The organism is Pseudomonas sp. B22(2017), assembly GCF_002113105.1.
In the GTDB taxonomy this organism is placed as follows: Bacteria; Pseudomonadota; Gammaproteobacteria; order Pseudomonadales; family Pseudomonadaceae; genus Aquipseudomonas; species Aquipseudomonas asiatica.
This window is the reverse complement of the sequence record NZ_NEJN01000014.1, coordinates 1-22,782: the sequence shown is the minus strand read 5'-3', so window position 1 is coordinate 22,782 and position 22,782 is coordinate 1. Positions and strand designations below refer to the sequence as shown.

At 64.5% G+C, this 22,782-nt stretch carries 22 protein-coding genes and 3 pseudogenes; 17 read left to right on the top strand and 8 right to left on the bottom strand.

Annotated elements, in window-relative coordinates:
* Positions 1-12: 12 nt before the first annotated feature.
* Complete coding sequence (locus CAG18_RS22385; protein ID WP_085721568.1) at positions 13-1,119, bottom strand: alkene reductase; 1,107 nt, start codon at positions 1,117-1,119, stop codon at positions 13-15.
* Positions 1,120-1,149: 30 nt separating this feature from the next.
* Complete coding sequence (locus CAG18_RS22380; RefSeq protein WP_025338595.1) at positions 1,150-2,343, bottom strand: MFS transporter; 1,194 nt, start codon at positions 2,341-2,343, stop codon at positions 1,150-1,152.
* A 122-nt stretch (positions 2,344-2,465) separates the two neighbouring features.
* Between CAG18_RS22380 and CAG18_RS27585 the strand changes: the two are divergent.
* The 3 genes and pseudogenes from CAG18_RS27585 to CAG18_RS22365 all read left to right on the top strand — a co-directional run.
* Positions 2,466-2,576: pseudogene (locus tag CAG18_RS27585) on the top strand (oxidoreductase); the annotation flags it as partial.
* Between the two features lie 502 nt (positions 2,577-3,078).
* Positions 3,079-3,621: a WYL domain-containing protein gene (locus CAG18_RS22370; protein WP_015269935.1), complete on the top strand. Its 543-nt coding sequence runs from the start codon at positions 3,079-3,081 to the stop codon at positions 3,619-3,621.
* A 256-nt stretch (positions 3,622-3,877) separates the two neighbouring features.
* Complete coding sequence (locus tag CAG18_RS22365; protein ID WP_085721567.1) at positions 3,878-4,357, top strand: transposase; 480 nt, start codon at positions 3,878-3,880, stop codon at positions 4,355-4,357.
* A 99-nt stretch (positions 4,358-4,456) separates the two neighbouring features.
* Here CAG18_RS22365 and CAG18_RS22360 read toward each other — a convergent pair whose 3' ends face one another.
* On the bottom strand, positions 4,457-5,179 hold the full coding sequence (locus CAG18_RS22360) for a hypothetical protein (RefSeq protein ID WP_015269933.1): 723 nt from the start codon (positions 5,177-5,179) through the stop codon (positions 4,457-4,459).
* A 78-nt stretch (positions 5,180-5,257) separates the two neighbouring features.
* Positions 5,258-5,560: a DUF3077 domain-containing protein gene (locus CAG18_RS22355; protein ID WP_085721566.1), complete on the bottom strand. Its 303-nt coding sequence runs from the start codon at positions 5,558-5,560 to the stop codon at positions 5,258-5,260.
* 197 nt (positions 5,561-5,757) lie between these two features.
* Here CAG18_RS22355 and CAG18_RS22350 point away from each other — a divergent pair, with 197 nt between their 5' ends.
* Complete coding sequence (locus CAG18_RS22350) at positions 5,758-6,381, top strand: glutathione S-transferase family protein (RefSeq protein ID WP_015269931.1); 624 nt, start codon at positions 5,758-5,760, stop codon at positions 6,379-6,381.
* Positions 6,382-6,511: 130 nt separating this feature from the next.
* Here the strand turns inward: CAG18_RS22350 and CAG18_RS22345 are convergent, their stop codons facing one another.
* Entirely contained in the window at positions 6,512-7,687 is a 1,176-nt protein-coding gene (locus CAG18_RS22345) for an MFS transporter (RefSeq protein ID WP_085721565.1), read from the bottom strand.
* Between the two features lie 94 nt (positions 7,688-7,781).
* On the opposite strand from CAG18_RS22345, the gene CAG18_RS22340 reads away from it, so the two are divergent.
* From CAG18_RS22340 to CAG18_RS22330, 3 genes are all read left to right on the top strand, one after another.
* Positions 7,782-8,690 carry a LysR family transcriptional regulator gene (locus CAG18_RS22340; protein ID WP_061302498.1) on the top strand — a complete coding sequence of 303 codons (909 nt, stop codon included), beginning with the start codon at positions 7,782-7,784 and terminating at the stop codon, positions 8,688-8,690.
* 194 nt (positions 8,691-8,884) lie between these two features.
* Entirely contained in the window at positions 8,885-9,376 is a 492-nt protein-coding gene (locus CAG18_RS22335; protein ID WP_085721564.1) for a DUF1543 domain-containing protein, read from the top strand.
* A gap of 62 nt (positions 9,377-9,438) precedes the next feature.
* Positions 9,439-10,425 carry a 5'-nucleotidase gene (locus CAG18_RS22330; protein WP_085721563.1) on the top strand — a complete coding sequence of 329 codons (987 nt, stop codon included), beginning with the start codon at positions 9,439-9,441 and terminating at the stop codon, positions 10,423-10,425.
* Between the two features lie 116 nt (positions 10,426-10,541).
* Here the strand turns inward: CAG18_RS22330 and CAG18_RS22325 are convergent, their stop codons facing one another.
* Positions 10,542-11,183, bottom strand: coding sequence for an HD domain-containing protein (locus CAG18_RS22325; RefSeq protein WP_015269928.1), 642 nt, complete (start codon positions 11,181-11,183; stop codon positions 10,542-10,544).
* Between the two features lie 130 nt (positions 11,184-11,313).
* Here CAG18_RS22325 and CAG18_RS22320 point away from each other — a divergent pair, with 130 nt between their 5' ends.
* The 9 genes and pseudogenes from CAG18_RS22320 to CAG18_RS22275 all read left to right on the top strand — a co-directional run bounded on the left by CAG18_RS22320 (position 11,314) and on the right by CAG18_RS22275 (position 20,935).
* Entirely contained in the window at positions 11,314-12,291 is a 978-nt protein-coding gene (locus CAG18_RS22320; RefSeq protein ID WP_085721562.1) for a GlxA family transcriptional regulator, read from the top strand.
* Positions 12,292-12,740: 449 nt separating this feature from the next.
* Positions 12,741-13,121: pseudogene (locus tag CAG18_RS22310) on the top strand (OPT/YSL family transporter); the annotation flags it as partial.
* 22 nt (positions 13,122-13,143) lie between these two features.
* Positions 13,144-15,402, top strand: a complete 2,259-nt coding sequence (locus CAG18_RS22305; RefSeq protein ID WP_015269924.1) for a sigma-54-dependent Fis family transcriptional regulator — start codon at positions 13,144-13,146, stop codon at positions 15,400-15,402.
* A gap of 30 nt (positions 15,403-15,432) precedes the next feature.
* Positions 15,433-16,629: a DUF917 family protein gene (locus CAG18_RS22300; RefSeq protein WP_015269923.1), complete on the top strand. Its 1,197-nt coding sequence runs from the start codon at positions 15,433-15,435 to the stop codon at positions 16,627-16,629.
* Entirely contained in the window at positions 16,626-17,342 is a 717-nt protein-coding gene (locus CAG18_RS22295) for an aspartate/glutamate racemase family protein (RefSeq protein WP_015269922.1), read from the top strand. Before CAG18_RS22300 ends, CAG18_RS22295 begins: the two co-directional genes overlap by 4 nt.
* 180 nt (positions 17,343-17,522) lie before the next feature.
* A complete protein-coding gene (locus tag CAG18_RS22290) occupies positions 17,523-18,212 on the top strand; it encodes a hypothetical protein (RefSeq protein ID WP_015269921.1) in 690 nt (229 codons plus the stop codon).
* A 63-nt stretch (positions 18,213-18,275) separates the two neighbouring features.
* Positions 18,276-18,713 (top strand): hypothetical protein, encoded by a 438-nt coding sequence (locus CAG18_RS22285; RefSeq protein ID WP_085721561.1) that lies wholly within the window; start codon positions 18,276-18,278, stop codon positions 18,711-18,713.
* Positions 18,714-18,830: 117 nt separating this feature from the next.
* The gene (locus CAG18_RS22280) at positions 18,831-20,108 is read left to right on the top strand and encodes a bifunctional O-acetylhomoserine aminocarboxypropyltransferase/cysteine synthase (protein ID WP_015269919.1); all 1,278 of its coding nucleotides are present in this window, start codon (positions 18,831-18,833) and stop codon (positions 20,106-20,108) included.
* 63 nt (positions 20,109-20,171) lie between these two features.
* Positions 20,172-20,935, top strand: a pseudogene (locus CAG18_RS22275) (hypothetical protein).
* A 558-nt stretch (positions 20,936-21,493) separates the two neighbouring features.
* Here CAG18_RS22275 and CAG18_RS22265 read toward each other — a convergent pair.
* Positions 21,494-21,673, bottom strand: a complete 180-nt coding sequence (locus CAG18_RS22265; protein WP_169775263.1) for a hypothetical protein — start codon at positions 21,671-21,673, stop codon at positions 21,494-21,496.
* Between the two features lie 96 nt (positions 21,674-21,769).
* On the bottom strand, positions 21,770-21,937 hold the full coding sequence (locus CAG18_RS27140; RefSeq protein WP_023660823.1) for a hypothetical protein: 168 nt from the start codon (positions 21,935-21,937) through the stop codon (positions 21,770-21,772).
* A gap of 245 nt (positions 21,938-22,182) precedes the next feature.
* On the opposite strand from CAG18_RS27140, the gene CAG18_RS22260 reads away from it, so the two are divergent.
* On the top strand, positions 22,183-22,782 hold a 600-nt coding region (locus tag CAG18_RS22260), incomplete at its 3' end, for a T6SS effector BTH_I2691 family protein (protein ID WP_305880033.1).

The following is a 22,782-nucleotide window of genomic DNA, read 5'->3' as shown; positions in this document are numbered from 1 at the left end:
GAGCGGTCGGGGTCAGGCTGTTGCCATGACCGGATAGTCGGTCAGGCCATGGGCATCACCACCGAACAGCGTGGCCCGTTCGTGCTCGGCCATGGGCGCATTCAGCTTCAGCCGCGCCGGCAGGTCCGGGTTGGCCACGAATGGCCGGCCGAAGCCGATCAGGTCAGCCCAGCCCTCCTCCAGCGCACGCCGTGCACGTTCGCCGGTGTATTTGCCGGCATACACCATCACCCCGGGGAACACCGCCCGCAGCTGTTGCTTGAAGTCCACCGGCATGTCCGGCGCGTCATCCCAGTCGGCTTCGGCAATGTGCAGGTAGCCGATGCCGATTTCGCCCAGGCGCTTGGCCGCTGCGGTATAGGTGGTGACCGGGTCGGCATCGACACAGCCATTGAGCGTGGTCAGCGGCGCCAGGCGTACGCCTACACGCTGGGCGTCGCCGGTACCTTCGACCAGCGCACGGGTGACCAGGTCGAGGAAACGCAGGCGGTTTCCCAGCGAACCGCCGAAGCGGTCGGTGCGGTCGTTGGCGCCGGAATCGAGGAACTGGTTGACCAGGTATCCGTTGGCCGCATGCAACTCGACACCGTCAAAACCGGCGGCCATGGCGTTGCGCGCAGCCTGGCGGTACTGCTCGATGATCTCGGCAATTTCCGCTTCGCTCAACGCGCGCGGCTTGGAAGCCTGGACAAAGCCTGGCGTGCCGTCGGCATTGTCGATGAACACATTCACGCCTTCGGCCTGCATCGCCGAGGACGACACCGGTGCCCGGCCACCAAGCAGGCTGCTGTGGCTGAGGCGGCCGACGTGCCAGAGCTGGGCGAACATGCGCCCGCCCGCGGCATGCACAGCCTCGGTGACCAGGCGCCAGCCGTCGATCTGCGCCTGGGTGTGGATACCCGGGGTGCGGGCGTAACCCTTGCCCAGTGGCGAGATCCAGGTGCCTTCACTGACGATCAGCCCGGCACTGGCGCGTTGTGCGTAGTACTCGGCCATCAGCGCGGTCGGTACATCGCCAGGCTGGGCAGCGCGGGAGCGGGTCATCGGCGGCATCAGCACGCGGTTGGGCAGGTTAAGGGCGCCGAACTGCAGGGGTTGGAACAGCGGATCTTGAGGCATTGCGAGCATCTCCGTAAGTCGAATCTGGGGTCAGGCGCGGCTGACGACAGGTTGTGGCTGGGCAGGTACGCGGCGGTCGAGGCGGCCGCTGTACAGGGTCAGGGCCAGGGCACCGAGGGTGACCAGCGCGGCAATCCATGGGGTGTGGCCGAGGCCGAGCTGTTGCACCACCTGGGCACCGCCCCAGGAGCCACCGGCCACACCCAGGTTGAAGGCGGCGATGTTGAAACCGGCCGCCACGTCGACTGCGTCGGGGGCGACCTTTTCCGCCTGCTGCACCACGTACACCTGCAGGCCCGGCACATTGCCGAAGGCCACCGCGCCCCAGGCCAGTACGGTGATTACCACCAGTACCGGATGCGGCGCGGTGAAGGTCAGCGCCAGCAGCACCACGGCCAGCAGCAGGAAGATGATCGACAGTGCCTTGACCGGGCCTTTGCGGTCGGCCAGGCGGCCGCCCCAGATGTTGCCCAGGGCAACCGAAACGCCGTAGGCGAGCAGCACCAGGGCGACGCTGTTGGCGCCGAAGCCGGCGATGTCCTGCAGGATCGGGGCAAGGAAGGTAAAGGCGATCAGCGAGCCGCCGTAACCCACGGCAGTCATGGCATACACCAGCAGCAGGCGCGGTTGCAGCATCACCCGCAGTTGGCGCAGCAGCGGTGCCGGCTGGCTGTGCTGGATGCGCTTGGGCACGAACAGCAGTGCGCCGAGCAGCGCTACCAGGCCGAAGGCAGCCACCACCAGGAAGGTCACGCGCCAGCCGAAGTGCTGGCCGATGAAGGTACCCAGCGGGATACCGGTGACGAAGGCCACGGTCATGCCACTGAACATGGTGGCGATGGCGCTGGCGGCTTTTTCTTTCGGCACCAGGCTGGTGGCGATGATCGAGCCCACCGAGAAGAACACCCCGTGGGCCAGACCGGTGAGGATGCGCGCCATGATCAGCGATTCGTAGCTGGGCGCCTGCCAGGCCACCAGGTTACCGGCGGTGAACAGTGCCATCAGGCCGACCAGCAGCAGCTTGCGCGGGACGCGGCCGGTCATGGCGGTGAGAAGGGGCGCGCCGATGGCGACGCTGAGGGCGTAAAGGCTGACCAGCAGGCCGGCCGAAGGCAGTGTCACTGCCAGGTCATTGGCGATGGTCGGGATGAGGCCGACGATCACGAACTCCGTGGTGCCGATGGCGAAGGCCGCCAGGGTCAGGGCTAACAAGGCGAGAGGCATTTGAGAATCACCTGTGGAAGGTTGGGATGGGTGGATTCTCGGGGGGACGTGGGGATGGGAAAAAGATGGGCGCGGGACAATGAGTTTTGATCTGAAAGCAAAGGTTGCGACTGGGCTGTTGCGAAACAGTCAATCTTTTGTGTTGCCTGACAAACGCATTCGCGGGCACGTCCGCCACCACCGGTGCAGCGCTGCGGGTCGACGGCGGCGTGGTCGACAGCCTGGCTATCTGAATTCAACCCCGGCTACCAGGCGACCGAAGCGCTGTTCAAGGCCATCTATGAAGGTGGCTTGGAAGCCTTGGCGAAAACCCCCGGCTAAGTGAATTGGGGCTGCTTTGCAGCCCACACCCGTCTCGAAAGGACCCGCACCCAATCGCTGGCGCGTGACGGCAGTTTTGCCGAGCTCTGCCTGCTCGATGCAAGCCTGGTCATGCATATCCACAGCGCGCTCAGCGACACCGCCGCGGCCGCCGTGCCCTGCCCCGCCCTGACCGCCTGGCAGGCCTTGGCCAAGGTACCCGAAGGTGCCACAGCGCCGCGAGTTCACCTTCTCTGCTTTGCCACAGGCTCTGCGGCAGCTGAAAGAGGGCCAAGGCACAGGCAAATGGGTGACGCGCCTGGACTGAACGCTAAATGCGAAAACTTGGATCCCATTCTGCTACAAGGTATGCTGAGCAATAGCTAAACGCCACTACTTAGGCAGGCTTCGTGCCTGCCTTCAAGGACGAGCCCTTTGCCCAGCCACCCTACCCGCCACACCATCGCCCGCCAGTGGCAGCTGCTCAAGCTGCTGCCAGGCCGTCACCCGGGGATGAGTTCCACCCAGTTGCAGGCCGCCCTGACCACCGTTGGCCATATCACCAGCAAACGCACGGTCGAACGCGACCTGGTCGAACTCGCGGCACTGTTCCCGCTGCAGTGCAATAGCAAAGGCATGCCCTACGGCTGGTACTGGCAAGCGGGCCTGAGCCCTGGCGAAGCGCAACAGCTGCAGCCCGATGCGCTCACACCTGCGGAACAGGTCGAGTTGCACGCCTGGGTCGATGATGCCCTTGCCCGGCGCCTTGAGGCGTCGCCGCTGTCGGCAGATATGCAACTGACGCTGCAGGCGGAAGGTGGTGCCACCCTGGTAGCTACCGTCGACGACAACCGCTCGCTGATGGGCTGGCTGCTGTCCCAGGCCGGCTCGATCCGCGTGCAGGCGCCGCAGGCATTGCGACAGGCCATGCTCGTGCAGTTGCGCCAGAGCCTGGCGCTGCACGAGGGTGGTTGTTGACCGGCAAGAACACCGACCCCGTGGCGAGTCACTGACTACCAGTGCCATTGGGCACTGACCTGTAGGAGCAGCCTTGTGCTGCGAAGAGGCCGGTACTGACCAAACATGTGTATCGCTCGTACCGGCCTCTTCGCAGCACAAGGCTGCTCCTACAAATGTGTATGACTGAAAAAACGGGTAACGATCTGCCAACGTCGGTAGCGTCTGGGATCTCTATTGTAGGTATCCCACACGGAACGGATGCGAGGAATATTACATGGATCGTGCTGAGGCCAACCGGCTACGTCGGGGGCGTTTTTCAGAGCCTGGCAGGCTGTACCTGCTGACCACTGTCACCCATGCACGCAAGCCACTGTTTCAGGATATTCGTACAGCTCGCCTGGTCATCAGTGAGCTGAGGCAGACGGAACGCCTTGGCGCTTGCCGCTCACTTGCCTGGGTGCTGATGCCTGACCACTTGCATTGGCTGGTGGAGCTGCGTGCCGTCACATTGAGCAGCCTGATGCGACAGTTCAAATCGCGATCTGGTACGGCACTGTGCAAGGCGGGCGTGAGCCCGGGCCCAGTCTGGCAACGCGGGTTTCATGACCGAGCGCTGCGCCAGGAAGATGATGTGCGCAAGGTAGCCCGATACATCGTTGCCAACCCTCTGCGGGCTGGCCTGGTAGCAGAGATTGGCGATTATCCACACTGGGACGCAGTATGGCTCACTGACAGCCTGCACAACTCCTTGTAGGAGCAGCCTTGTGCTGCGAAGAGGCCGGTACAGGTGGTACACATGTTCAGTCAGTACCGGCCTCTTCGCAGCACAAGGCTGCTCCTACTGGTGAGGCGTTCAGTGCGGGTTACGGCGCGACAGGCAGGCATACCCCAGGCCCAAAACGCTGGCCGCCAATACGCCCAGCAGCATCATCAGCTCGCGGCTGTAGCGGGCCACCCAGGCCGGGAAACCGATGACCTCGCGGTAAACCTGTATGTCAGCCTTGCCATCGGCGTGACTGATGCTGACCCCGCCCTGGCGGATCTGCGAATAGTCTGCATCGAAATACACCCATACCTTGCATACGCCACCCGGCTCGATGGTGGGGATATCCGCTTGCATGGTGGAGGTTTCCACGATGGTGTCATTGCCAGCTGCATCGCGCACCTGCACCAGGCCTTTCGCCGGCAGGCGGATTTTCACCTGGCGCACTTGCGCATCACCACGGTTGCGCAGCTCGATGAGCAGACCGGTACGGTGGTCGACCAACCCGGCCTCGAAGGGCTTGGCGAACAGCTGGGCATACGGCGCCTGGGCCATTTCGATCAGCCGCTCGACCTGATCGTGGCTCAGCCCGCCCTCGCTGATGGCATTGATACGCCCCTGCAACTGCTCGTACTTGAGCTGTTCGCTGGCTTTGGTGATGCGTTCGCTGAACTGGCTGGGATAGGTGAGGTAGGCATAGGTCAGCGATGCCTCCAGGCGCGGGTTACCCCTGAGCAACCCATAGGCGGCCAGCAGGACCATCAGGCCAAGCAGCACGGCTACGAGGAGTTTCCCCACCTTGTCCCAGCTCAATGCGAACTTCCTTCTGTCGTGATACAGAGATTCAAACTGACCAAGGGTGCCAAGTTCATGGTCCCCAGGCAAGCCTGACTAAGGCTCCTGCTCGCCTCCCCGAGACTGGCGCAACTGCTGCAACTGGCCGTCGATCAGCGCCTTGGCCATGCCTGCCAGGTAGTACGTGGCCTGCATCATCGCCTTGCGGTCACCGGGCCGGTCGATGGCCTTGCGGGTGAGTTCGGTAATGCAGCCCATGATGCTCGAGGCCTCCATCAATGCCGTGCGCATCGGCAATTGCGCGTTCATCTGCACCAGTTCGGCACCGCCGTTGCCAAAACGGCCCGCTGCACGCACGACATTGAGATTGCCGCTTTCTTTCGGAGTGTCTTTGTCCATGTCCATTTCCTCGGGTTACGAGCGTGCCGAGACTAGGGCGCTGCCTGCCCCGCCACAATAACCTTGGGGGTGGAAAGGCTTACTTTCGGAAATGGACTACAAGAACCCTACAAAGAGGACGCTCCGCCACCACGCTGGCTCTTGACCGGCAAGCGGCAGTGACGGACGATCAATCTCCCCTCACAAGGATGAACACCATGCTACGGATATTGGGCAGAGCCTCCTCCATCAATGTGCGAAAAGTCCTGTGGGCATGCGCCGAGTTCGAGGTCGCGTTCGAGCGCGAAGACTGGGGGGCGGGCTTCAAGCCCACGGACAGCGCCGAATTCCTTGCGTTGAACCCGAACGCCATGATCCCGGTGATCCAGGATGGCGACTTCACCCTGTGGGAATCCAACAGCATCATCCGCTACCTGGCCACGCGCTATGGTGCCACCGCGTTCTACCCGGGCGAGGCGCAGGCGCGGGCCAGGATCGACCAGTGGATCGACTGGCAGGCCTCGGACCTCAACCGTTCCTGGAGCTACGCGTTCATGTCGCTGGTCAGGCATTCGCCGGCCCACCAGGACCCACAGGCCCTGGCCGCCGGCTGCGCGGACTGGGCGCGCTACATGCACATTCTCGACCGCCAGCTGGCAAGCACCGGTGCCTATGTGGCCGGCAGCCAGTTCACCTTGGCCGACATCCCCATTGGCCTGTCGGTCAACCGCTGGTTCGAAACGCCCTTCGAGCACCCGCACCTGCCGGCCGTGCGCGACTATTACGAGCGGCTGAGCGAGCGCCCTGCCTATCACCTGCATGGCCGCAACGGTACGCCGTGATGGGCAAGACTGTGGGGCTGCCTTGCAGCCCATCGCGACACAAGGCCGCTCCTACAAGGAATCGCGGTTTCCTGTAGGAGCGGCCTTGTGTCGCGATGGGGCGCAAAGCGCCCCCGAAGATCTCCACCTGTTACACAGCAACTTGACTCGCCGCAGCCCCCGCCCGCCCCCGCCAAGCGAACAGCAGCACCATCACCAGGCCCAAAACCGCCATCGCCGCCCCCGCCAGGGAAACTGCCGAATACCCCAGCCCGGCATTGATCACCGCTCCACCCAGCGCCGCACCTATCGCGTTACCCAGGTTGAACGCACCAATATTCACCGCCGACGCCAGGTTGGGCGCATCCTTGGCCGCCTCCATCACCCGCATTTGCAGCGGCGGCACCAGGGCAAAGCTGGCAGCGCCCCACACCAGGATCGCCAGCGCAGTCGGCAGCGGCCAGTCCATCACCAGCGGGAACACCAGCAACACCGCAATCAGCACGGCCAGCGACAGCATCAGGGTACGGTCGATCGAGCGGTCCGCGGCCTTGCCACCCCACACGTTGCCCAAGGTCAGGCCGACACCGAACAACACCAGCATGGCCGTGACGAAGGTGGTGGACGCTGCCGCCTCGCTCTGCAGGATCGGCGCGATATAGGTGAATACCGTGAACATCGCACTGGAGCCCACCACGGTCAGCAGCAACGCCGCCAGCACCGGCCCGCGGCCGAGCACGCGGATTTCGGCCATGGCCCCGCCCCCCTTGGGCGACGGCACATTAGGCAGTGCGTACCAAAGGGTGGTCATTGCCACCAGGCCGAGCCCGGCGATGCCCCAGAACGCCGTACGCCACCCCAGCATTTCACCGAACCAGGTCGCCAGCGGCACACCGCCGATGGTGGCCAGGGTCAACCCCATGAACATGGCGGCCACGGCACCGGCGCGCTTCTCGGGCGGCACCACGCTGGCCGCGACGATAGAGCCGATGCCGAAGAACGCACCGTGGTTCAGCGAGGTGACCACACGGGCGACCAGCAGGCTGGCATAGTCGCTGGCCAGGGCCGACATCAGGTTGCCGAGGGTGAAGATGGCCATCAACCCGATCAGCAGGTAACGCCGCGGGATCTTCACCGTGGCCAGGGTCATCAGCGGTGCACCGATCAGCACACCGATCGCATAGGCACTGACCAACAGCCCGGCTGCGGGGATGGAGACGCCAAGATCGGTGGCGATGCTGGGTAACATGCCCATGGGGGCGAACTCGGTGACCCCGATGCCAAAGGCACCGATGGCGAGTGCGACAAGAGGTGGATTGATACGCATGGCAAGCTCCTTATCTGTGCTGCAAATGCTACGATCCGAAGCTGAGCCGCACTAGACTGCATTTTTGCGAACCACCTTTGCTCAAGAGGCACAAATGGACTTCAGTGGAAGATCCGGAGAGATGGAAATATTTGCCAAGGTGGCCCAGGAGGGCAGCCTGTCCGCCGCCGCCCGCGCGCTGGGCCTGACGCCTTCGGCGGTGAGCCGCATCCTCGCGCGGACCGAACAGCGCCTGGGCACCCGCCTGCTACTGCGTACCACCCGGGCGATCACCCTCACGCCTGAGGGCGAAGCGTATCTGCGCGGTGCACGGCGGGTGCTGGCCGACATGCTCGAAGTGGAAGAGGCCATCACCGACCAGGGTGTGCCCCGCGGGCGCTTGCGGGTCAGCGCAGCGCTGGGCCATGGCCGGCTGACCGTGGTGCCGCTGCTGGCGGCGTTCAGCGCGCGCTACCCGCAGGTGCTGGTCGACCTTACCCTCAGCGACGAAGTGGCCGACATTCTCGGCGGCCAGGCCGATGTGGCGCTGCGCTTCGGCCACCTGCCGGACAGCTCGTTGAGCGCCCGTGCCATTGGCGAAACCGGCCAGGTGATCGTCGCCTCGCCCGAGTACCTGGCGCGCTGCGGTACGCCGCTTGTGCCAGAGGACCTGGCCCGGCACAACTGCCTGCGTTTCAACTTCCGCCGCGCCGCACCCGACTGGCCGTTCCGTCGCGACGGGCAGGCGTTTTCATTGAAGGTGACGGGCAATATCGAATGCAGCAGCGGCGAGGCCCTGGCGCAGTTGGCCAGGCTCGGCGCCGGCGTGGCGCGCATCGGTACCTTTACCGTGGCCGATGACCTGGCCAACGGGCAGCTGGTGCCGTTGCTGCAGGCGTACAACCCCGGTGATCGCGAGCCGATCCATGCGGTGTTCGTCGGCGGCCCGGCGATGCCGGCGCGGGTGCGGGTGTTCGTGGATTTTCTGGTGGAGCAACTGTCAGGCATGCCCAGCGCCTTGTAGGAGCGGCCTTGTGTCGCGAAAGGGCTGCAGAGCGGCCCCAACAGACTATGCACAGTTGCTGAAATCCAGGGGCCGCTTTGCGGCCCTTTCGCGACACAAGGCCCCTCCTACAAGGGGCCACTGGATCCATGCGGCATCCGCTGATCTGGCAGTACAATGCCGCACTTTTACATCCACCATGCAAAGGACCGCCCATGCTTTACGTCGTCATGCTCGGAGGCCGCCACCCCGGCGCCAAGATCGAAGTTCACGATGTGGTGTTCGCCCTGGCCGACACCTTCGAACAGGCCTACCCGCAGTTGCGCCAGGCCTGGTTCGGCAGCCCGAAAGGTTTGCACATCGATTCATGGCTGGAAGTGCATGGTGTCGACGGCCAGCGCATCGAACTGCGCCCGCACGCCCCTGCCCCTGGTGCCCTGCGTCTGTACTTCATCAACCTCGGTGGTTATGAACGCGAAGTATTCGGCGAGGCCCACCGCTACCTGCTGGTCACCGCCCACAGCAAGACCGAGGCCAAGGCCCTGGGCAAGCAACGCATGCAGGCGGACTGGCTGAAGCCGCATACCGATGCCTTGCTGGATGTCGACGACTGCCTGGCGATCGACCAGGTAGCAGGCCAGTTCGTGCACCTGGTCGAAGGCGCACACGAGCCGGTGGTGGTGCGTAACGACTACATCCTGATCTGACGCCGACAGCGCCGCGAAGCGCGCGGTACACTTGCCTTCAGCTCACGCTCAGGAGTTGTTTCATGCCCTACCCCATCGAACAGAAACTGGTCATCGGCGTTGCTTCGAGTGCGCTGTTCGACCTCACCGTCTCGGACGACATCTACCAGACCGAGGGCGTCGAGGCTTACCGTCAGCACCAGCAGCAGAACCTGGACGAACCCTTCCCCAAGGGCGTGGCGTTCCCGTTCATTCGCCGCTTCCTGAGCATCAACCAGGCCTTCCCCGAGCAGTTGCCGGTGGAGGTGGTGCTGCTGTCGCGCAATTCGCCGGAGACCGGCCTGCGGGTGTTTCGCTCGATCAACCACTACCAGCTGGACATCACCCGCGCGGCATTCATGTCGGGCCGCTCGCCCTACGAGTACATCCCGGCATTCAATGCCTCGCTGTTCCTCAGTGCCAACGAGGAAGATGTACAGAAAGCCATCGACGCCAACTACCCGGCCGGGCGGGTGCTGCCGACGCGCATCTACGATGACGAGATCGACACCGAATTGCGGGTGGCCTTCGACTTTGACGGGGTGATTGCCGATGACGAGGCCGAGCGCGTGTACAAGCGCGACGACAACCTGGACGAGTTTCAGGAGCATGAACGTGTGCGCAAGGGGATCCCGCATTCGCCGGGGCCCTTGGCGGACCTGTACCGCAAGCTTTCGCTGATTCGCATGCTCGAGGACCGCAAGTTGGCCGAAGACCCGGCGTACACGCGCATCTTGCGGATTGCCATCGTGACGGCGCGCAATGCCCCTTCGCATGAGCGGGTGGTGACGACGCTGAAGGACTGGGGCGTATCGCCGGACGAGTGCTTCTTTCTGGGCGGGATGGAGAAACCCAGGGTGCTGTCGATACTGAAGCCGCATGTGTTCTTTGATGACCAACGCAGCCATTTGCAATCACCGGCGGGGGATTTGCCGATGGTGCATGTGCCGTTCGGGGTGGCGAATCGCGAGCGCTCGGCGGCGGACTCTGCGTTCGACGAGCCAGCTCCCACTTCGATAGCACCGGTTTGATCTGATGCGCAACCTGTGGGAGCGGGCACGCCCGCGAAGGGCCGCAAAGCGACCCCAATCTGTTTAGCTGACAGGCACCAGGGCCTGCCAACACCGGCAGCACCAGCCCGCTTTACTCAGCTCGCCCAGCAGGACTGCCGAATGACGCTGCAGAAATTCCCAGGCCGGAATGCAGGCTCCTTGTCCGCGATCACATCCGCCTTCACGTTGCCAAACGTGGTCTGCGGCTTGTGCCGGATGCCGTCGTAAAACGCCTGAATGATCGCCTCCTTGAACCTTTCCCCACGCGGGTGCGCCTGGACCACGGCGTCCCGTGCGGCAATTTCCAGCCCTTCGTGGTGCAGCCCCAGCACATCGGTCTCCACCCCCGCCGTGACCAGGGCGATCAGCGGGTGCATGTGCTCTGGAATGCCCGGCGTGGTATGCAGCGCGATCGCCGTCCACACACGCTCGACATCGCGCTCGTCCACGCCGTGGCGCTGGAGGAAATCGCGCGCCGCATTGGCACCGTCCACCTCGAAGCGGCAGCAATCGCTGCTGTGCTGATGGGTCAGGCCCATGTCATGGAACATGCAGCCTGCGTACAGCAGTTCACTGTCGTAACGCAGCCCCAGCCGCTGCCCGGCAAGGGCCGCGAAGTAGAACACCCGGCTGGAGTGGTGGAACAGCAAAGGGGAAGCCGTGTCACGGACGAGCTCGGTGATTTCCCGAGCCATGGCGCTGTCGGGCACCTGGATACCGGCGATGGATGAGGACATGGTCGCTCCTGGGTGGGTTGATGACGAGCCCAGTCTGCGGTCGTGGGCCAATGTCCTCAATTGACTTGTACAGCCAAATACTGCCATTGTCGGCGGATTACGGACTTGCGGCGCAACGCCCGGAGCCACCATGCCCTCTGCCCCCATCACGGTCGCCATACTGGCCATGCCCGGCGTACAACTGCTGGATGCCTGCGGCCCGCTCGATGTATTCGCCGAAGCCAACCGCCAGGCCGGCCGTGAAGCCTATCGCCTGCTGTTGCTGGCCTGCGAACCGGGGCCGCTGGTGAGCTCTTCCGGTACGCGCCTGGTCGCCGACGGCTGGATCGGCGAAGACCTGGAAGCCATCGACACCCTGCTGGTCGCCGGCACGCCGCAGGCTGCCGAGCAATACCTGCGCCCCGGCATTCTCGACTGGCTGCGGCAACGCGCGGGCGCTTGCCGGCGTTACGGCTCGGTGTGCACGGGGGCGTTTGCCCTGGCGGCTGCCGGGTTGCTGGATGAACGGCGTGTGACCACCCATTGGGCCGTGGCGCAGCCGTTGGCCGAGCGTTATCCGCGGGTGCAGGTGGATGCCGACGCCATTCAGGTGCATGACGGCAACCTGCGTACCGCTGCGGGGGTAACGGCCGGGCTGGACCTGGCACTGACGTTGGTCGAAGAGGATCTGGGGCGCGACATTGCCAGGCAGGTGGCCGGGCATCTGGTGATGTACTTCAAGCGGCCTGGCGGGCAGCTGCAGTTCAGCCGGCAAGGTGGGACATCACCGGTTGGGCGTTCGGCATTGCAGGGGTTGCAGCGTTACGTGGCCGCCAACCCTGCAGTGGACCACGGGGTTGCCAGCCTGGCTGCGCGGGTTGGGCTGAGCCCGAGGCATTTTGCGCGGGTGTTTCAGAGTGATGTGGGAATGACCCCGGCCGCGTGGGTGGAGCTGGCGCGGGTAAATGCTGCGCGGGCGCGGCTGGAGACTGGGCGGGAGCCACCGAAGCAGGTGGCGGCGCTGTGTGGGTTTGCCAATGCGGATACGTTGCGGCGGGCGTTCGTGAAGCATGTGGGGGTTACGCCGGCGGAGTATCGCAAGCGGTTTGGGCAGTCGGGGGGGAAATGAACCGTGGTGTGCGTGCGCTCGCGCCGGGTACGCTTTTGCGTCCCGGCCGAGGAGCGTTGCCTGTGGTTGCGGCTTGCAGGCGGTCAAAGCGCACCCGGAAGAAGCTCTCATCCAGTGTGGCAATGGCCTGCTCTGAAGCGGTTTCGACATCAGCGCTGGTGATGGGGCTCTGCGAGGCTACATCCCATGAATGCTTGCCCCACTCCTGACTTATACCAAGATTAGGAAAGTTATCGAATTTGGATAACTTAACTAATCTCTCTTGATTCGGCAGTGTCAGCAAGAGCGGGCCCCTGTGCGCAGCACTTTTCTTGAGACCCGACGGTGTAGCCGCTAGCACTTCCGGGCCGTTGCTGGACACCTTTCACAACCAGAAGCGACAGTGAACCTTTGTGGCATCAGTGGCTCAGTTGTGCAAAGCGCGCTTACCACTCCGACAAGGGATTGCCATGAGACCTGCCCCGTCTACCGCCCCTCCCCAGGTTCGCATCGAACGTGAACTGAGCCCACGGGCGGTGCTCACCGGCGTAGCGCTGGGCATTCTGCTGACGCCCTCGAATGTGTACGCGGGCCTTCGGATCGGCTGGTCGTTCAACATGTCGATCATCGCCTTGCTGGTCGGTTTCACCCTGTGGCAGGGCCTGGCGGGGCGCAGCAAGGGCCGGCCCGCATGGACGTTGCACGAAAGCAACATCAACCAGACAGTGGCCTCGGCCGCCGCGTCCATCGTTTCCGGCGGGCTGGTCGCGCGCATTTTCGACGTTCTGACCGGTGGCCGCCCGGACACCAGCAGCGGCCGCGTCGTTCTGCTATACCTCATTGCCTGGCTCACCCCAACGAGGATGGATTCTCATGGAGCCACTGTGCACCACGCACCCGGGCGACGAGGATGGCGTGCCTGGCCGTTCGCCCGCCATGCAGGCGCTGCAGGCCTTGCTGCGGCGGGTGGCGCAGAGCGACCGGCCGGTACTGATCTTCGGCCCGACGGGAGCCGGCAAGGAAGTCATCGCCCAGCAACTGCACCGCTTGAGCGCGCCGGGCAAACCATTCATCGACCTCAACTGCGGGGCAATACCCGAGCCACTGCTCGAGTCCGAGCTGTTTGGCCATGCCCGCGGCGCGTTCACCGGCGCGGTTGGCGAGCGCATGGGCCACCTGCAGATGGCTGGGGCGGGGACACTGTTCCTCGATGAGATCGGCGAACTGCCCCTGGCCCTACAGCCGAAGCTGCTGCGGGTGCTGGAAACCGGGCAGTACCGGCCGCTTGGTAGCAGCGAAAACCGGCGCTTCCGCGGCAGGGTGGTGGCGGCCACCCACCGTGACCTCAAGCGCCTGGTGGCCGAGGAGCGCTTTCGCGAAGACCTGTACTACCGCTTGTCGGTGTTCGAGCTCGAACTGCCGGGACTGAACGAGCGCCGTGAGGACATCCCGGACCTGATCGAGCATTTTTGCCGCCAACAACGGCGACCGCTGCGCTTCGATGCAGCAGCGCTGGAGCTGCTGTGCCAACGAGACTGGCCTGGCAATGTGCGCGAACTGCGCAATTCGATCGATCGCATCGGCACCCTGGCCCCGTCACCACTGGTCGATCGGGAAACCCTCGAACAATTGCTGGTACCGCCCTCGCCCGCCTCGGCGCCTGCCGTAGAGCTGGCCGAAGCGCTGCTCGGGCTTGAGGGGCCGGACAAACTGGCAGCGGTGGAGACACTGCTGATAGAGCATGCGCTGAACCGCTGCAACGGCAACAAGAGTGCTGCGGCGCAGCTGTTGGGGGTCAACCGCAAGGTGATCGAGCGGCGGGTCCGGTTGCGCCAGGACTTGCGCCTGACCGTGGAGCGCTACCTGGCCGAAGGCCGCAAGCTGATCGACGGGGCCGACTTCCGCGGCGCCCTGGGCCCTTTGCAGAAAGGCCTGGAAGTGGCCGAGCGGGTCTACGAGGGCAAAGACCTGTGGCGTTTACAATTTGAGTTGCACCGGTTACTGGGAGTTAGCTTTCGCAGTATCGAGGGCTGGTTGAGCATCACCAGCCTGGCCAGCTACCGGGACGCCCAGGCCTTGGCCGCGCGTCAAGGCCAGCCGCAAGAGATGGCGTCGGTGTCGTTCGGCCTGTGGACCACCCTGTTGATGGGCCTGGAGCTGGCAGAGGCTCGCGCTACGGCACAACAGATGCTGCAGCAGGCGCAGATAGCCGGTGGCGAGGCACTGCGCATCGAGGCCCACCTGGCCATGGCCAATACCCTGTTCTGGCTCGGCGATTTCGAGGAAAGCCTGGCCTGCCTGACGCGCGGCAGGCTGCTGGAGGAGGACCAGGCCAGTTGGCCATCGAGCCAAGGGCTGGACCTGGTGGGCCTTGCCCGCACTTTCGAGGGCCTGGCCGCCTTCGAGCTGGGCCTGTTCAGCCAGGCGCGCCAGGCGCTGGCCCGCTTGCAGTCCCGCGCCGAGCAGGCGGTCGACAACCCCTTCAACCGCGCGGTCGCCCTGCAGGGCGCGGCCTGGCTCGCTGCAGTGCTGGGCGAGCGCGATGCACTCGGGCGCCTGGGCCGCGAGCTGGAACTGCTCAGTGCGCGCCACGAGTTCTCCTTCTACCGGGGCGTGGGCATGATCCTGCGCGGCTATCACCAGGGCCTATCGGGTGAGTACGAAGCCGGTGAACAGGCCATTGCCGAAGGCTACCAGCAGCATGTGCTGCGTAACGGGGGCCTGTTGTTCCACGGCTTCCAGGCCTGGAAGCGCGGCGAAGTGCTGTTGCTGGGCGGGCGCGCAGAGGCCTGCCTGGAACTGGTGGATGTCGCCCTGGACCTGGCCCAGGACCATCAGGAGCGTGCCTACCTGTGCGAACTGATGTTGTTACGCGGCCGGGCGCTGCTGGCACTTGGCGACGACCGCGAAGCCGAGGCGACCCTGCGCGTCGCCTTGTCCACCGCGCTGACCCTCGGCGTGGTGCCGGCGCGGCTGCATGCCGCCTTGGAATTGGCCCGGTTGCTCGAACGCAGCGAACGTGGCGCCCAGGTGCAGTCGATCCTGATGCGTGCGCTTCGCGGCCTCGACCCGCAACTGGACTACCCGCCCGCCAGCAACGTGCGTAGCTGGCTGGCACGTTTGTCGAGCTGACCCCCTCAACCGGAAAGCAGGAGCACGATCATGGCGTTCGAGCTGGAGCACAAGGATCTGCAAGCGTTGATCAACGGTGGTTGTTTCTTTGGCAGTGGTGGTGGCGGCACCTTGGCGTCGGCCCGGCACTTGCTGGCCGCGTTCAATATCGGGGAATTCTACCCGCGCGACCGCGTCAGGGTGGTCACGGTGGATGAGGCCCGTGCCGGCGACGCCGCGGTAGTGGCGTACATGGGTGCACCGGAAACGATCGGGCGTTGCCAGTACCCCCTCGGGCCGATCCAGGCCCTGGAATGCTTGCGCCAGCGCTTGAATGAACAGGGCCGCGAGCTTGCCTATGTCGTGCCGCCGGAAAGCGGCGCGCTGGGCTTTCTGGTTGCGTGCCTGGCCGCCGCCAAGCTGGGCCTGGCGGTGGTCGATGCGGACGGCGCCGGGCGCGCGGTGCCCTCATTGCCGATGCTCACCTTCGCTGCTGCCGGTATACCGCCGCGGCCGTCGTTCGTGGTCAGCCAGGGCGGACTGGTGGTGGAACTGAATGTAACGCCGCCGGCCGAGGCCCAGGGGTACGCAGAAAACGCCAATGTGATCGCCGAGCAAATGTTGCGCCCTGTGGTCGGCTCGCCGACGTTCGGTGAGTTCGGAGGCCTGGCGCTATGGTGCATGAGCCCCGACCAGCTGCCTTCCGCGCTGCCGCTGCGTGGCACCCTCAGCCGCGCCCTGGCGCTGGGCAGAGCCCTGGCTGCCGGGCAGTTGCACACTTGCCAGGCCGTGCTCGACTGGCTTGGCCAGTTCGGCCTGATGGCTCGGTGCCTGTCTCGCAATGCGCGCCTGACCCATGCTGGCGTGACTACCCAGGGCGGCTTCGACATCGGCCGCATCGACCTCGACAGCCACGAAGGAAGCTTGCGCCTGTGCTACGAGAACGAGTCGCTGTTGCTGTGGGACAAGCACCAGCCGCAACCGCTGGCCATGGCCCCGGACAGCATTGCCTGGTTCTTCGAAGGTGCGGGGCCGGCACTGGCCTCCAACGGCGACCTGGTGCGCGCCGATGGCTCGCTGGACCCGAGCTATGCCGGGCGCCCTGCCTGCCTGATCGGCTGGCAGGCGGCGGCGCCGCTACGCCAGCCCGGTGGGTTGATCGCGTGGAGCTTCGAGCAGTTGCTGGCAGACCTGGGTTACATGGGCGCTTACCGAAGCATCGAGCAACTGCAGGAGTTACGACCATGAGCCTGCGTATTGCGGTTCTCGCACCGGTCAACAGCAGCGACTACAACGAGGGCCTGCTGGCCTCGATAGCCCCAGTGGTGCCCCCGGATGTCGAGGTCCAGGTGTACAACATCGACCAGGGCAGCCCGTGTATCCAGAACCGGCTGAATCTCGCCGAGAACGCCCTGGCAGTGGTGCGCCTGGCCCAGCACCTTGAGCAGCAGGGGTTCGACGGCATCTGGCTGAGCGATTTCGACATGTGCGGCGTGGAGCCTGCCCGCGAAGTGATCGATATCCCGATCATTGGCGGCTTCCCCACCTCCGCGTTCAGTGCCCTGGGGTTGTGTCAGCGGTTTTCCATCATCACCATCCTGCAGAGCACCCTGGCCCTGCAACGCGGCCATGTGGCCAATTACGGCCAGAGCATCAATTTTGCCTCCATCCGTTCCATCGACTGCCCGGTGGCCCAGTTGGGTAATGTCGAGGTGGTACTGGTCAAGGCATTGCAAGCCGGGCTGGCGGCCATCAAAGAGGACGGCGCGCAGGCACTGTTGCTTGGCTGTACCGGCTTCATGGGTGTCGCCGAGCGCTTGTCGAAGCTCATCGAGCAGGACCTTGGCTGCTACGTACCGGTGCTGGACCCCAACCAGTGCGGGTTCGGCTTCCTGCTGTCGCTGGTGCGGATGAAGGTGCGTCCGAGCCGTTTGTGCTACGCCAGGGCGCCCCTTGGTTGAGGTGGTCGGATGCGTCCGTCGCGAGCACCCCGAGGTGGACGAAAACGTCCACCCGCCCCCTTGTTTTTCAACCTAACTGGTTGAAAAGCAAGCGATCAGCAGCTTGGCATGATCGATGCTCCTGTCACTGGGCCGAGCGCGTGACCCCATGCCCTCGGCCCACATGACAAGGAGAGCATCATGAGCACTGACTACTATGTCGACTTCGATAACCAGACCAACGATACCTGGACCCTCGCGGTCTACCAGACCTTGCCAAGCTCGGTAGGGCTCGACAGCGTGTCGTGGAAGCAGACCACCGTGCCCACCCAGGGCTACAGCGGGGTGGAGTGGACCATCGACTACAACGTGGTGATTGCCAATTATCGGCAAGTCGGGGGTGTCGGGGTGTACAAGGCCAGCCAGACGCTGTCGACGCAGCTCGGGTCGGTCTGGGATTGCGTGTTCAAGGACAACGTCCAGCAACTGGTGCTGGGTAGCGGCTCCGCGCCCGCAGACAGCATCCAGATCAACAACAAATCGAACTTGCCTGCCAACCTGGGCATCGGCATGAGCGGCCAGGGTTCGGTGTTCAAGCCGGATGTGGTCGGTGGCGGCCAGGCCCAGTTCAAGGTGACGCCCACGTATTACCTGGGGCTGTTCCAGAAGGTACAGCTGGGTGAAGTCATCAGCAGCAACGTCGTAGTCGGCCCAATGCAGATCCAGTTCCCCAGTGGCATGAACTGCGCAACAGCGTCTGCGCGCATGGATGGCGCCAATATCAAGCTGACGCTCACCTACACCCAGGTGACCAAGGTGTCCTACGAGGCTACTCAACGGTTGATCGCGGCCCGCAAGGAACGCCTTGGCAGGGTCCTCGAACACGCCTGAGACCACGGCCGGCGCGCAGCAGCGCGCCGACCCGCTGTCGCCGGATTCGGCAAGGAGCTGGAAATGAACAAACCCCTAGACATCGCCCTCATCTACGCCGGGCCGCTGGCGTTTGCCGCCGAGCCAGAAGTGACCGGCGCCCAGTTGCTGGACTTCGTCCATACCGTGGATCGACAGATCGAAAGCGTCACCAAGGGCCTGGTCGAGCAGTTGAAGAAGGGCAACATCAACGCCCGCGTGTTGCAGCAGGGCCGTGAGTACCTGATCATCCAGGAGGGCCTGAGCCCGGCGTCGCTGCCACCGCACGACGGCGTGGAGACCGATCCCGCCCCACAACCCTCGCGCATCCGCATCTTCGTCCGCAGCAGCGACGCACCACCCACCATCAATGCGATGCGACTGTTCTTCCGTGACTGGCGCGCAGTAGCAGGCCTGATCGCGGTAGGCGGCGCTTGGTATGCAGGCCAGTGGGTGATGCACGTGCGCCGACAGGACGAGTAGCAGCGCCCGTGGATGCGATGGGCTGCTGCCGGGCAGCCCATCGCCAGTTCACGCTTGACCCACACCCTCCACCCACCACATGCTCGATCGCTCCACCCACGCTCAAGGAACGATTGCATGAAGCTGGAAACCCTCGCTATCCACGCAGGCTTCAGCCCCGACCCGACCACCCGGGCAGTGGCCGTACCGATCTACCAGACCACCTCCTTCGCCTTCGACGACACCCAGCACGGCGCCGACCTGTTCGACCTGAAGGTGGCCGGTAACATCTACTCGCGCATCATGAACCCCACCAACGACGTGCTCGAGCAGCGCATGGCCGCCCTGGAGGGCGGGGTTGGCGCGCTGGCGGTGGCCTCCGGCATGGCGGCCATCACCTATGCCATCCAGACCGTCGCCGAGGCCGGCGACAACATTGTCTCGGTGGCCAAGCTGTACGGCGGCACCTACAACCTGCTGGCCCACACCCTGCCGCGCATGGGCATCCATACCCGCTTCGCCGCCCATGACGACATCGCCGCCCTCGAAGCGCTGATCGATTCTCGCACCAAGGCGGTGTTCTGCGAGTCCATCGGCAACCCTGCCGGCAATATCGTCGACATCGCCGCGCTGGCCGAGGCCGCTCACCGCCATGGTGTGCCGCTGATCGTCGACAACACCGTGGCCACCCCGGTGCTGTGCCGGCCGTTCGAGCACGGTGCCGATATCGTCGTGCACTCGCTGACCAAGTACATCGGCGGGCATGGCACCAGCATCGGCGGCATCGTCATCGACTCCGGCAAGTTCCCCTGGGCGGACAACAAGGAGCGCTTCGCCCTGCTCAACACCCCCGACCCGTCCTACCATGGTGTCACTTACACCGAAGCCTTCGGCCCCGCCGCCTTCATCGGCCGCTGCCGCGTGGTGCCGTTGCGCAACACCGGTGCAGCGCTGTCGCCGTTCAACGCCTTTCTGATCCTGCAAGGCCTGGAAACCTTGGCCTTGCGCATGGAACGCCACACCGAGAACGCGCTGAAGGTCGCCCGTTACCTGCAAGCCCACGAGCAGGTAGCGTGGGTGAAATATGCAGGGCTGCCTGACCACCCCGAGCATGAACTGGCCCAGCGCTACACCGGCGGCAAACCAGCTTCGATCCTGTCGTTCGGCATCAAGGGCGGCCAGGCGGCCGGTGCGCGCTTCATCGATGCGTTGCAGCTGGTGGTGCGCCTGGTGAACATCGGCGACGCCAAGTCGCTGGCCTGCCACCCCGCCTCTACCACCCACCGCCAGCTCAATGACGAGGAGCTGGAAAAGGCCGGCGTGCCACGGGACATGGTGCGCCTGTCGATCGGCATCGAGCACAGCGACGACATCATCGCCGACCTGGCCCAGGCGCTGGAGGCCAGCCGCAGCTGATTCATCTGCGCCCTACCAATATCGACGGCGGGCGCACCTTTCGCACATCTGGATAGCCCTGCGATGACCCTGTTCTACCTCAAGCTGATCGTCACCCCGCTCCTGATGTGGGCCATCTCCCTCGCCTCGCGTCGCTGGGGCGGCCTGCTCGGTGGGTTGCTGTCCGGCCTGCCGATCACTTCGGCCTTGGTAATGACCTTCCTGTGCCTGGAACAGGGCACGGCCTTTGCCCTGGGTGCGGTGCCCGGCGCGCTGGGCGGCCTGGCGGCGGTGCAGGCCACGTACACCTTCTACCTGTTCGCCACACGCAGGCTCGGCATCGGCTGGGCCGTATTGCTGGCGATGCTGTTCTATGGCGTCGCGGCCTACGCGTTTACCCAGGGGGCAACCTGTACCTGTCGATTGCCGTGGCGCTGGTGCTGATCGGCGTGCTGATACGCGCCAGCGGCCGCGAGCCCAGGCCGGACACCCTGGTCCGGCCCCGGCATCGATTTTGGGAAATCCCTCTGCGCATGGTGTCTGCCACTTCGTTGCTGATGGTCACCACAAGCCTGGCCAACTGGCTGGGCCCGGCGACCAGCGGGATGCTGGCGCCAATCCCGGTGATTGCCTGGCCGCTAGTGGTGTTCGCCCATGTGCAGACTGGCCGTGCAGGAATGGCGGCGATGGTGCGGGGCAATGCGATCGGGGCGGTGGGGGTGATTGCGTTTTATCTGGTATTGGCAGGGCTGCTCGATGCCTGGGGTGTCGCAATCGCCATCAGCCTGGCCATGCTTTGTGCCGTGGTCCTGACCGTGGGGCTGGCGGCTGCGTTGCGACGGGGGTGATACACCGGCGCGCATGCCAGGGGGCTGCTGCGCAGCCCATCGCAGGCAAGCCAGCTCCTACAGGATCACTACAACCTTCAAGGCAGATGCAGTACCTGTGGGAGCGGGTTCACCCGCGAACACCGGCGCAGCCGGTGCCAGCCACCGCGCTGGATTCTTCGCGGGCATGCCCGCTCCAACAGGATCACCACAACCTTCAAGGCAGCCACAGTACCTGTGGCAACGGGTTCACCCGCGAACACCGGCGCAGCCGGTGCCAGCCACCGCGCTGGATTCTTCGCGGGCATGCCCGCTCCAACAGGATCACCACAACCTTCAAGGCAGCCACAGTACCTGTGGCAACGGGTTCACCCGCGAACACCGGCGCAGCCGGTGCCAGCCACCGCGCTGGATTCTTCGCGGGCATGCCCGCTCCAACAGGATCACCACAACCTTCAAGGCAGCCACAGTACCTGTGGGAGCGGGTTCACCCGCGAACACCGGCGCAGCCGGTGCCATACACCGAGTTGGATTCTTCGCGGGTAAACCCGCTCCCACAGGGGCCTGCCCTATCAATGGTCATTCCCTGCGCTGATCGAGGTCTACCGCAGGCTGTTCCACGCTCTGCCGGCCGTCATCAGCCAAGTTGTCTTCCTCCTGCCAATCACCACCCTCTTCTTCGTTCATGAGCGGGTCGTCATCAGGGTCGGGTATGGTCGGGCGGTCGGGGTCAACGGCCGGGTCGGGTGAAGTGGGCATTTCCGGGTTCGTGCCGCCTTGTGCATTCGGGTTGGGGCTCATCGCTGCATACCTCGCAAGAAAGATGTGAACCGCATTCGTTCCGGCCAAATCCCGTCAGCGAGGCTGCGGGTGCTCGGCAGAAACCGAATTGTTGGCCTGCACGTCCTCCATCTCCTCCTCGATCGGGCCTTCGTCATCCGAAGGTAGCGGGACCTCTCCGTCACCGCTGCCGGGCTGGGATTCGGTTTGCTCGAGGCCGGGGTCATTCTGATCGTTTGCCATGGACGTTCTCCTGGGTTTGCGCGTTGATCGCGCATACAGATCGGACGGAAAACGGCCAGCAGCAGTGCCTTGGGCTCGACAGGTGGCGCAAAAGGCCGGGGTACCGAACATGACCCCATATAGAGCTAAACCATTATTCAGAGACGTTTCCTACAAGGTTTTGGGAAGCCCAAAGCCTCTCTGGAAAGCGATTCCCCGTTAGTGTTCAGGGGTCGACAAGGACCTGTCCAGAACGAGGATCGCTCATGACCATCAGCCAACGTATTGCCCTCGCGATCGCCGAAGCCGGGCTGCCGCACGACCAGTGCATGTTCTGCGAGCGCCAGGGCCTGCCGATCCTGCCGCTGCGCCGCGCCCTGGTGCCCGATACCCGCCCCGAGTGTGTCTCCACCGTAGCGGATAACCGGCATATCTCGACAAAGATCGGCTTGCGCACCTTGCGCAGGGGCTTCCTGTATGTGCTGCTCGACCAGCAGGTCTGGCATGCCTATGCCGTCAGCGAGCAAGGTCATCTGCGCCGCTTCAACCCTTACGAGCCGCCAGATGGCCCGCCTTCGCCGCTGCCCGAAAAATGCGTGAACGCAGATCACGACATTCCTTCGGCCTTTCTCAACCTCGATACCGGCAGGTACAGCAGCGCCTGGCTGGCCTTTTCCAGTGATGCCTGGCCGGTGAGCGTGCTGAACGCCTACAAGAGCGGCGTGTCGCCTGCGCATCGCTTCCAGGGCCTGGACCTGATCCAGGCCCGCAACAATCCCGAACTGCTGGGCATCGCCATGACGCCCGATAAGCTTGGGGTCGACCAGCAGGTTTTCGAGTATGCCCAGCATGGCTGTGCCCCCTTC

Bases quoted from the DNA above. Each gene is read 5' to 3' on its own strand.
- CAG18_RS22385 (WP_085721568.1), bottom strand. From the start codon at position 1,119: ATGCCTCAAGATCCGCTGTTCCAACCCCTGCAGTTCGGCGCCCTTAAC.
- CAG18_RS22380 (WP_025338595.1), bottom strand. From the start codon at position 2,343: ATGCCTCTCGCCTTGTTAGCCCTGACCCTGGCGGCCTTCGCCATCGGC.
- CAG18_RS22365 (WP_085721567.1), top strand. From the start codon at position 3,878: ATGGATCGTGCTGAGGCCAACCGGCTACGTCGGGGGCGTTTTTCAGAG.
- CAG18_RS22355 (WP_085721566.1), bottom strand. From the start codon at position 5,560: ATGGACAAAGACACTCCGAAAGAAAGCGGCAATCTCAATGTCGTGCGT.
- CAG18_RS22350 (WP_015269931.1), top strand. From the start codon at position 5,758: ATGCTACGGATATTGGGCAGAGCCTCCTCCATCAATGTGCGAAAAGTC.
- CAG18_RS22345 (WP_085721565.1), bottom strand. From the start codon at position 7,687: ATGCGTATCAATCCACCTCTTGTCGCACTCGCCATCGGTGCCTTTGGC.
- CAG18_RS22340 (WP_061302498.1), top strand. From the start codon at position 7,782: ATGGACTTCAGTGGAAGATCCGGAGAGATGGAAATATTTGCCAAGGTG.
- CAG18_RS22335 (WP_085721564.1), top strand. From the start codon at position 8,885: ATGCTTTACGTCGTCATGCTCGGAGGCCGCCACCCCGGCGCCAAGATC.
- CAG18_RS22330 (WP_085721563.1), top strand. From the start codon at position 9,439: ATGCCCTACCCCATCGAACAGAAACTGGTCATCGGCGTTGCTTCGAGT.
- CAG18_RS22325 (WP_015269928.1), bottom strand. From the start codon at position 11,183: ATGTCCTCATCCATCGCCGGTATCCAGGTGCCCGACAGCGCCATGGCT.
- CAG18_RS22320 (WP_085721562.1), top strand. From the start codon at position 11,314: ATGCCCTCTGCCCCCATCACGGTCGCCATACTGGCCATGCCCGGCGTA.
- CAG18_RS22305 (WP_015269924.1), top strand. From the start codon at position 13,144: ATGGAGCCACTGTGCACCACGCACCCGGGCGACGAGGATGGCGTGCCT.
- CAG18_RS22300 (WP_015269923.1), top strand. From the start codon at position 15,433: ATGGCGTTCGAGCTGGAGCACAAGGATCTGCAAGCGTTGATCAACGGT.
- CAG18_RS22295 (WP_015269922.1), top strand. From the start codon at position 16,626: ATGAGCCTGCGTATTGCGGTTCTCGCACCGGTCAACAGCAGCGACTAC.
- CAG18_RS22290 (WP_015269921.1), top strand. From the start codon at position 17,523: ATGAGCACTGACTACTATGTCGACTTCGATAACCAGACCAACGATACC.
- CAG18_RS22285 (WP_085721561.1), top strand. From the start codon at position 18,276: ATGAACAAACCCCTAGACATCGCCCTCATCTACGCCGGGCCGCTGGCG.
- CAG18_RS22280 (WP_015269919.1), top strand. From the start codon at position 18,831: ATGAAGCTGGAAACCCTCGCTATCCACGCAGGCTTCAGCCCCGACCCG.
- CAG18_RS22265 (WP_169775263.1), bottom strand. From the start codon at position 21,673: ATGCCCACTTCACCCGACCCGGCCGTTGACCCCGACCGCCCGACCATA.
- CAG18_RS27140 (WP_023660823.1), bottom strand. From the start codon at position 21,937: ATGGCAAACGATCAGAATGACCCCGGCCTCGAGCAAACCGAATCCCAG.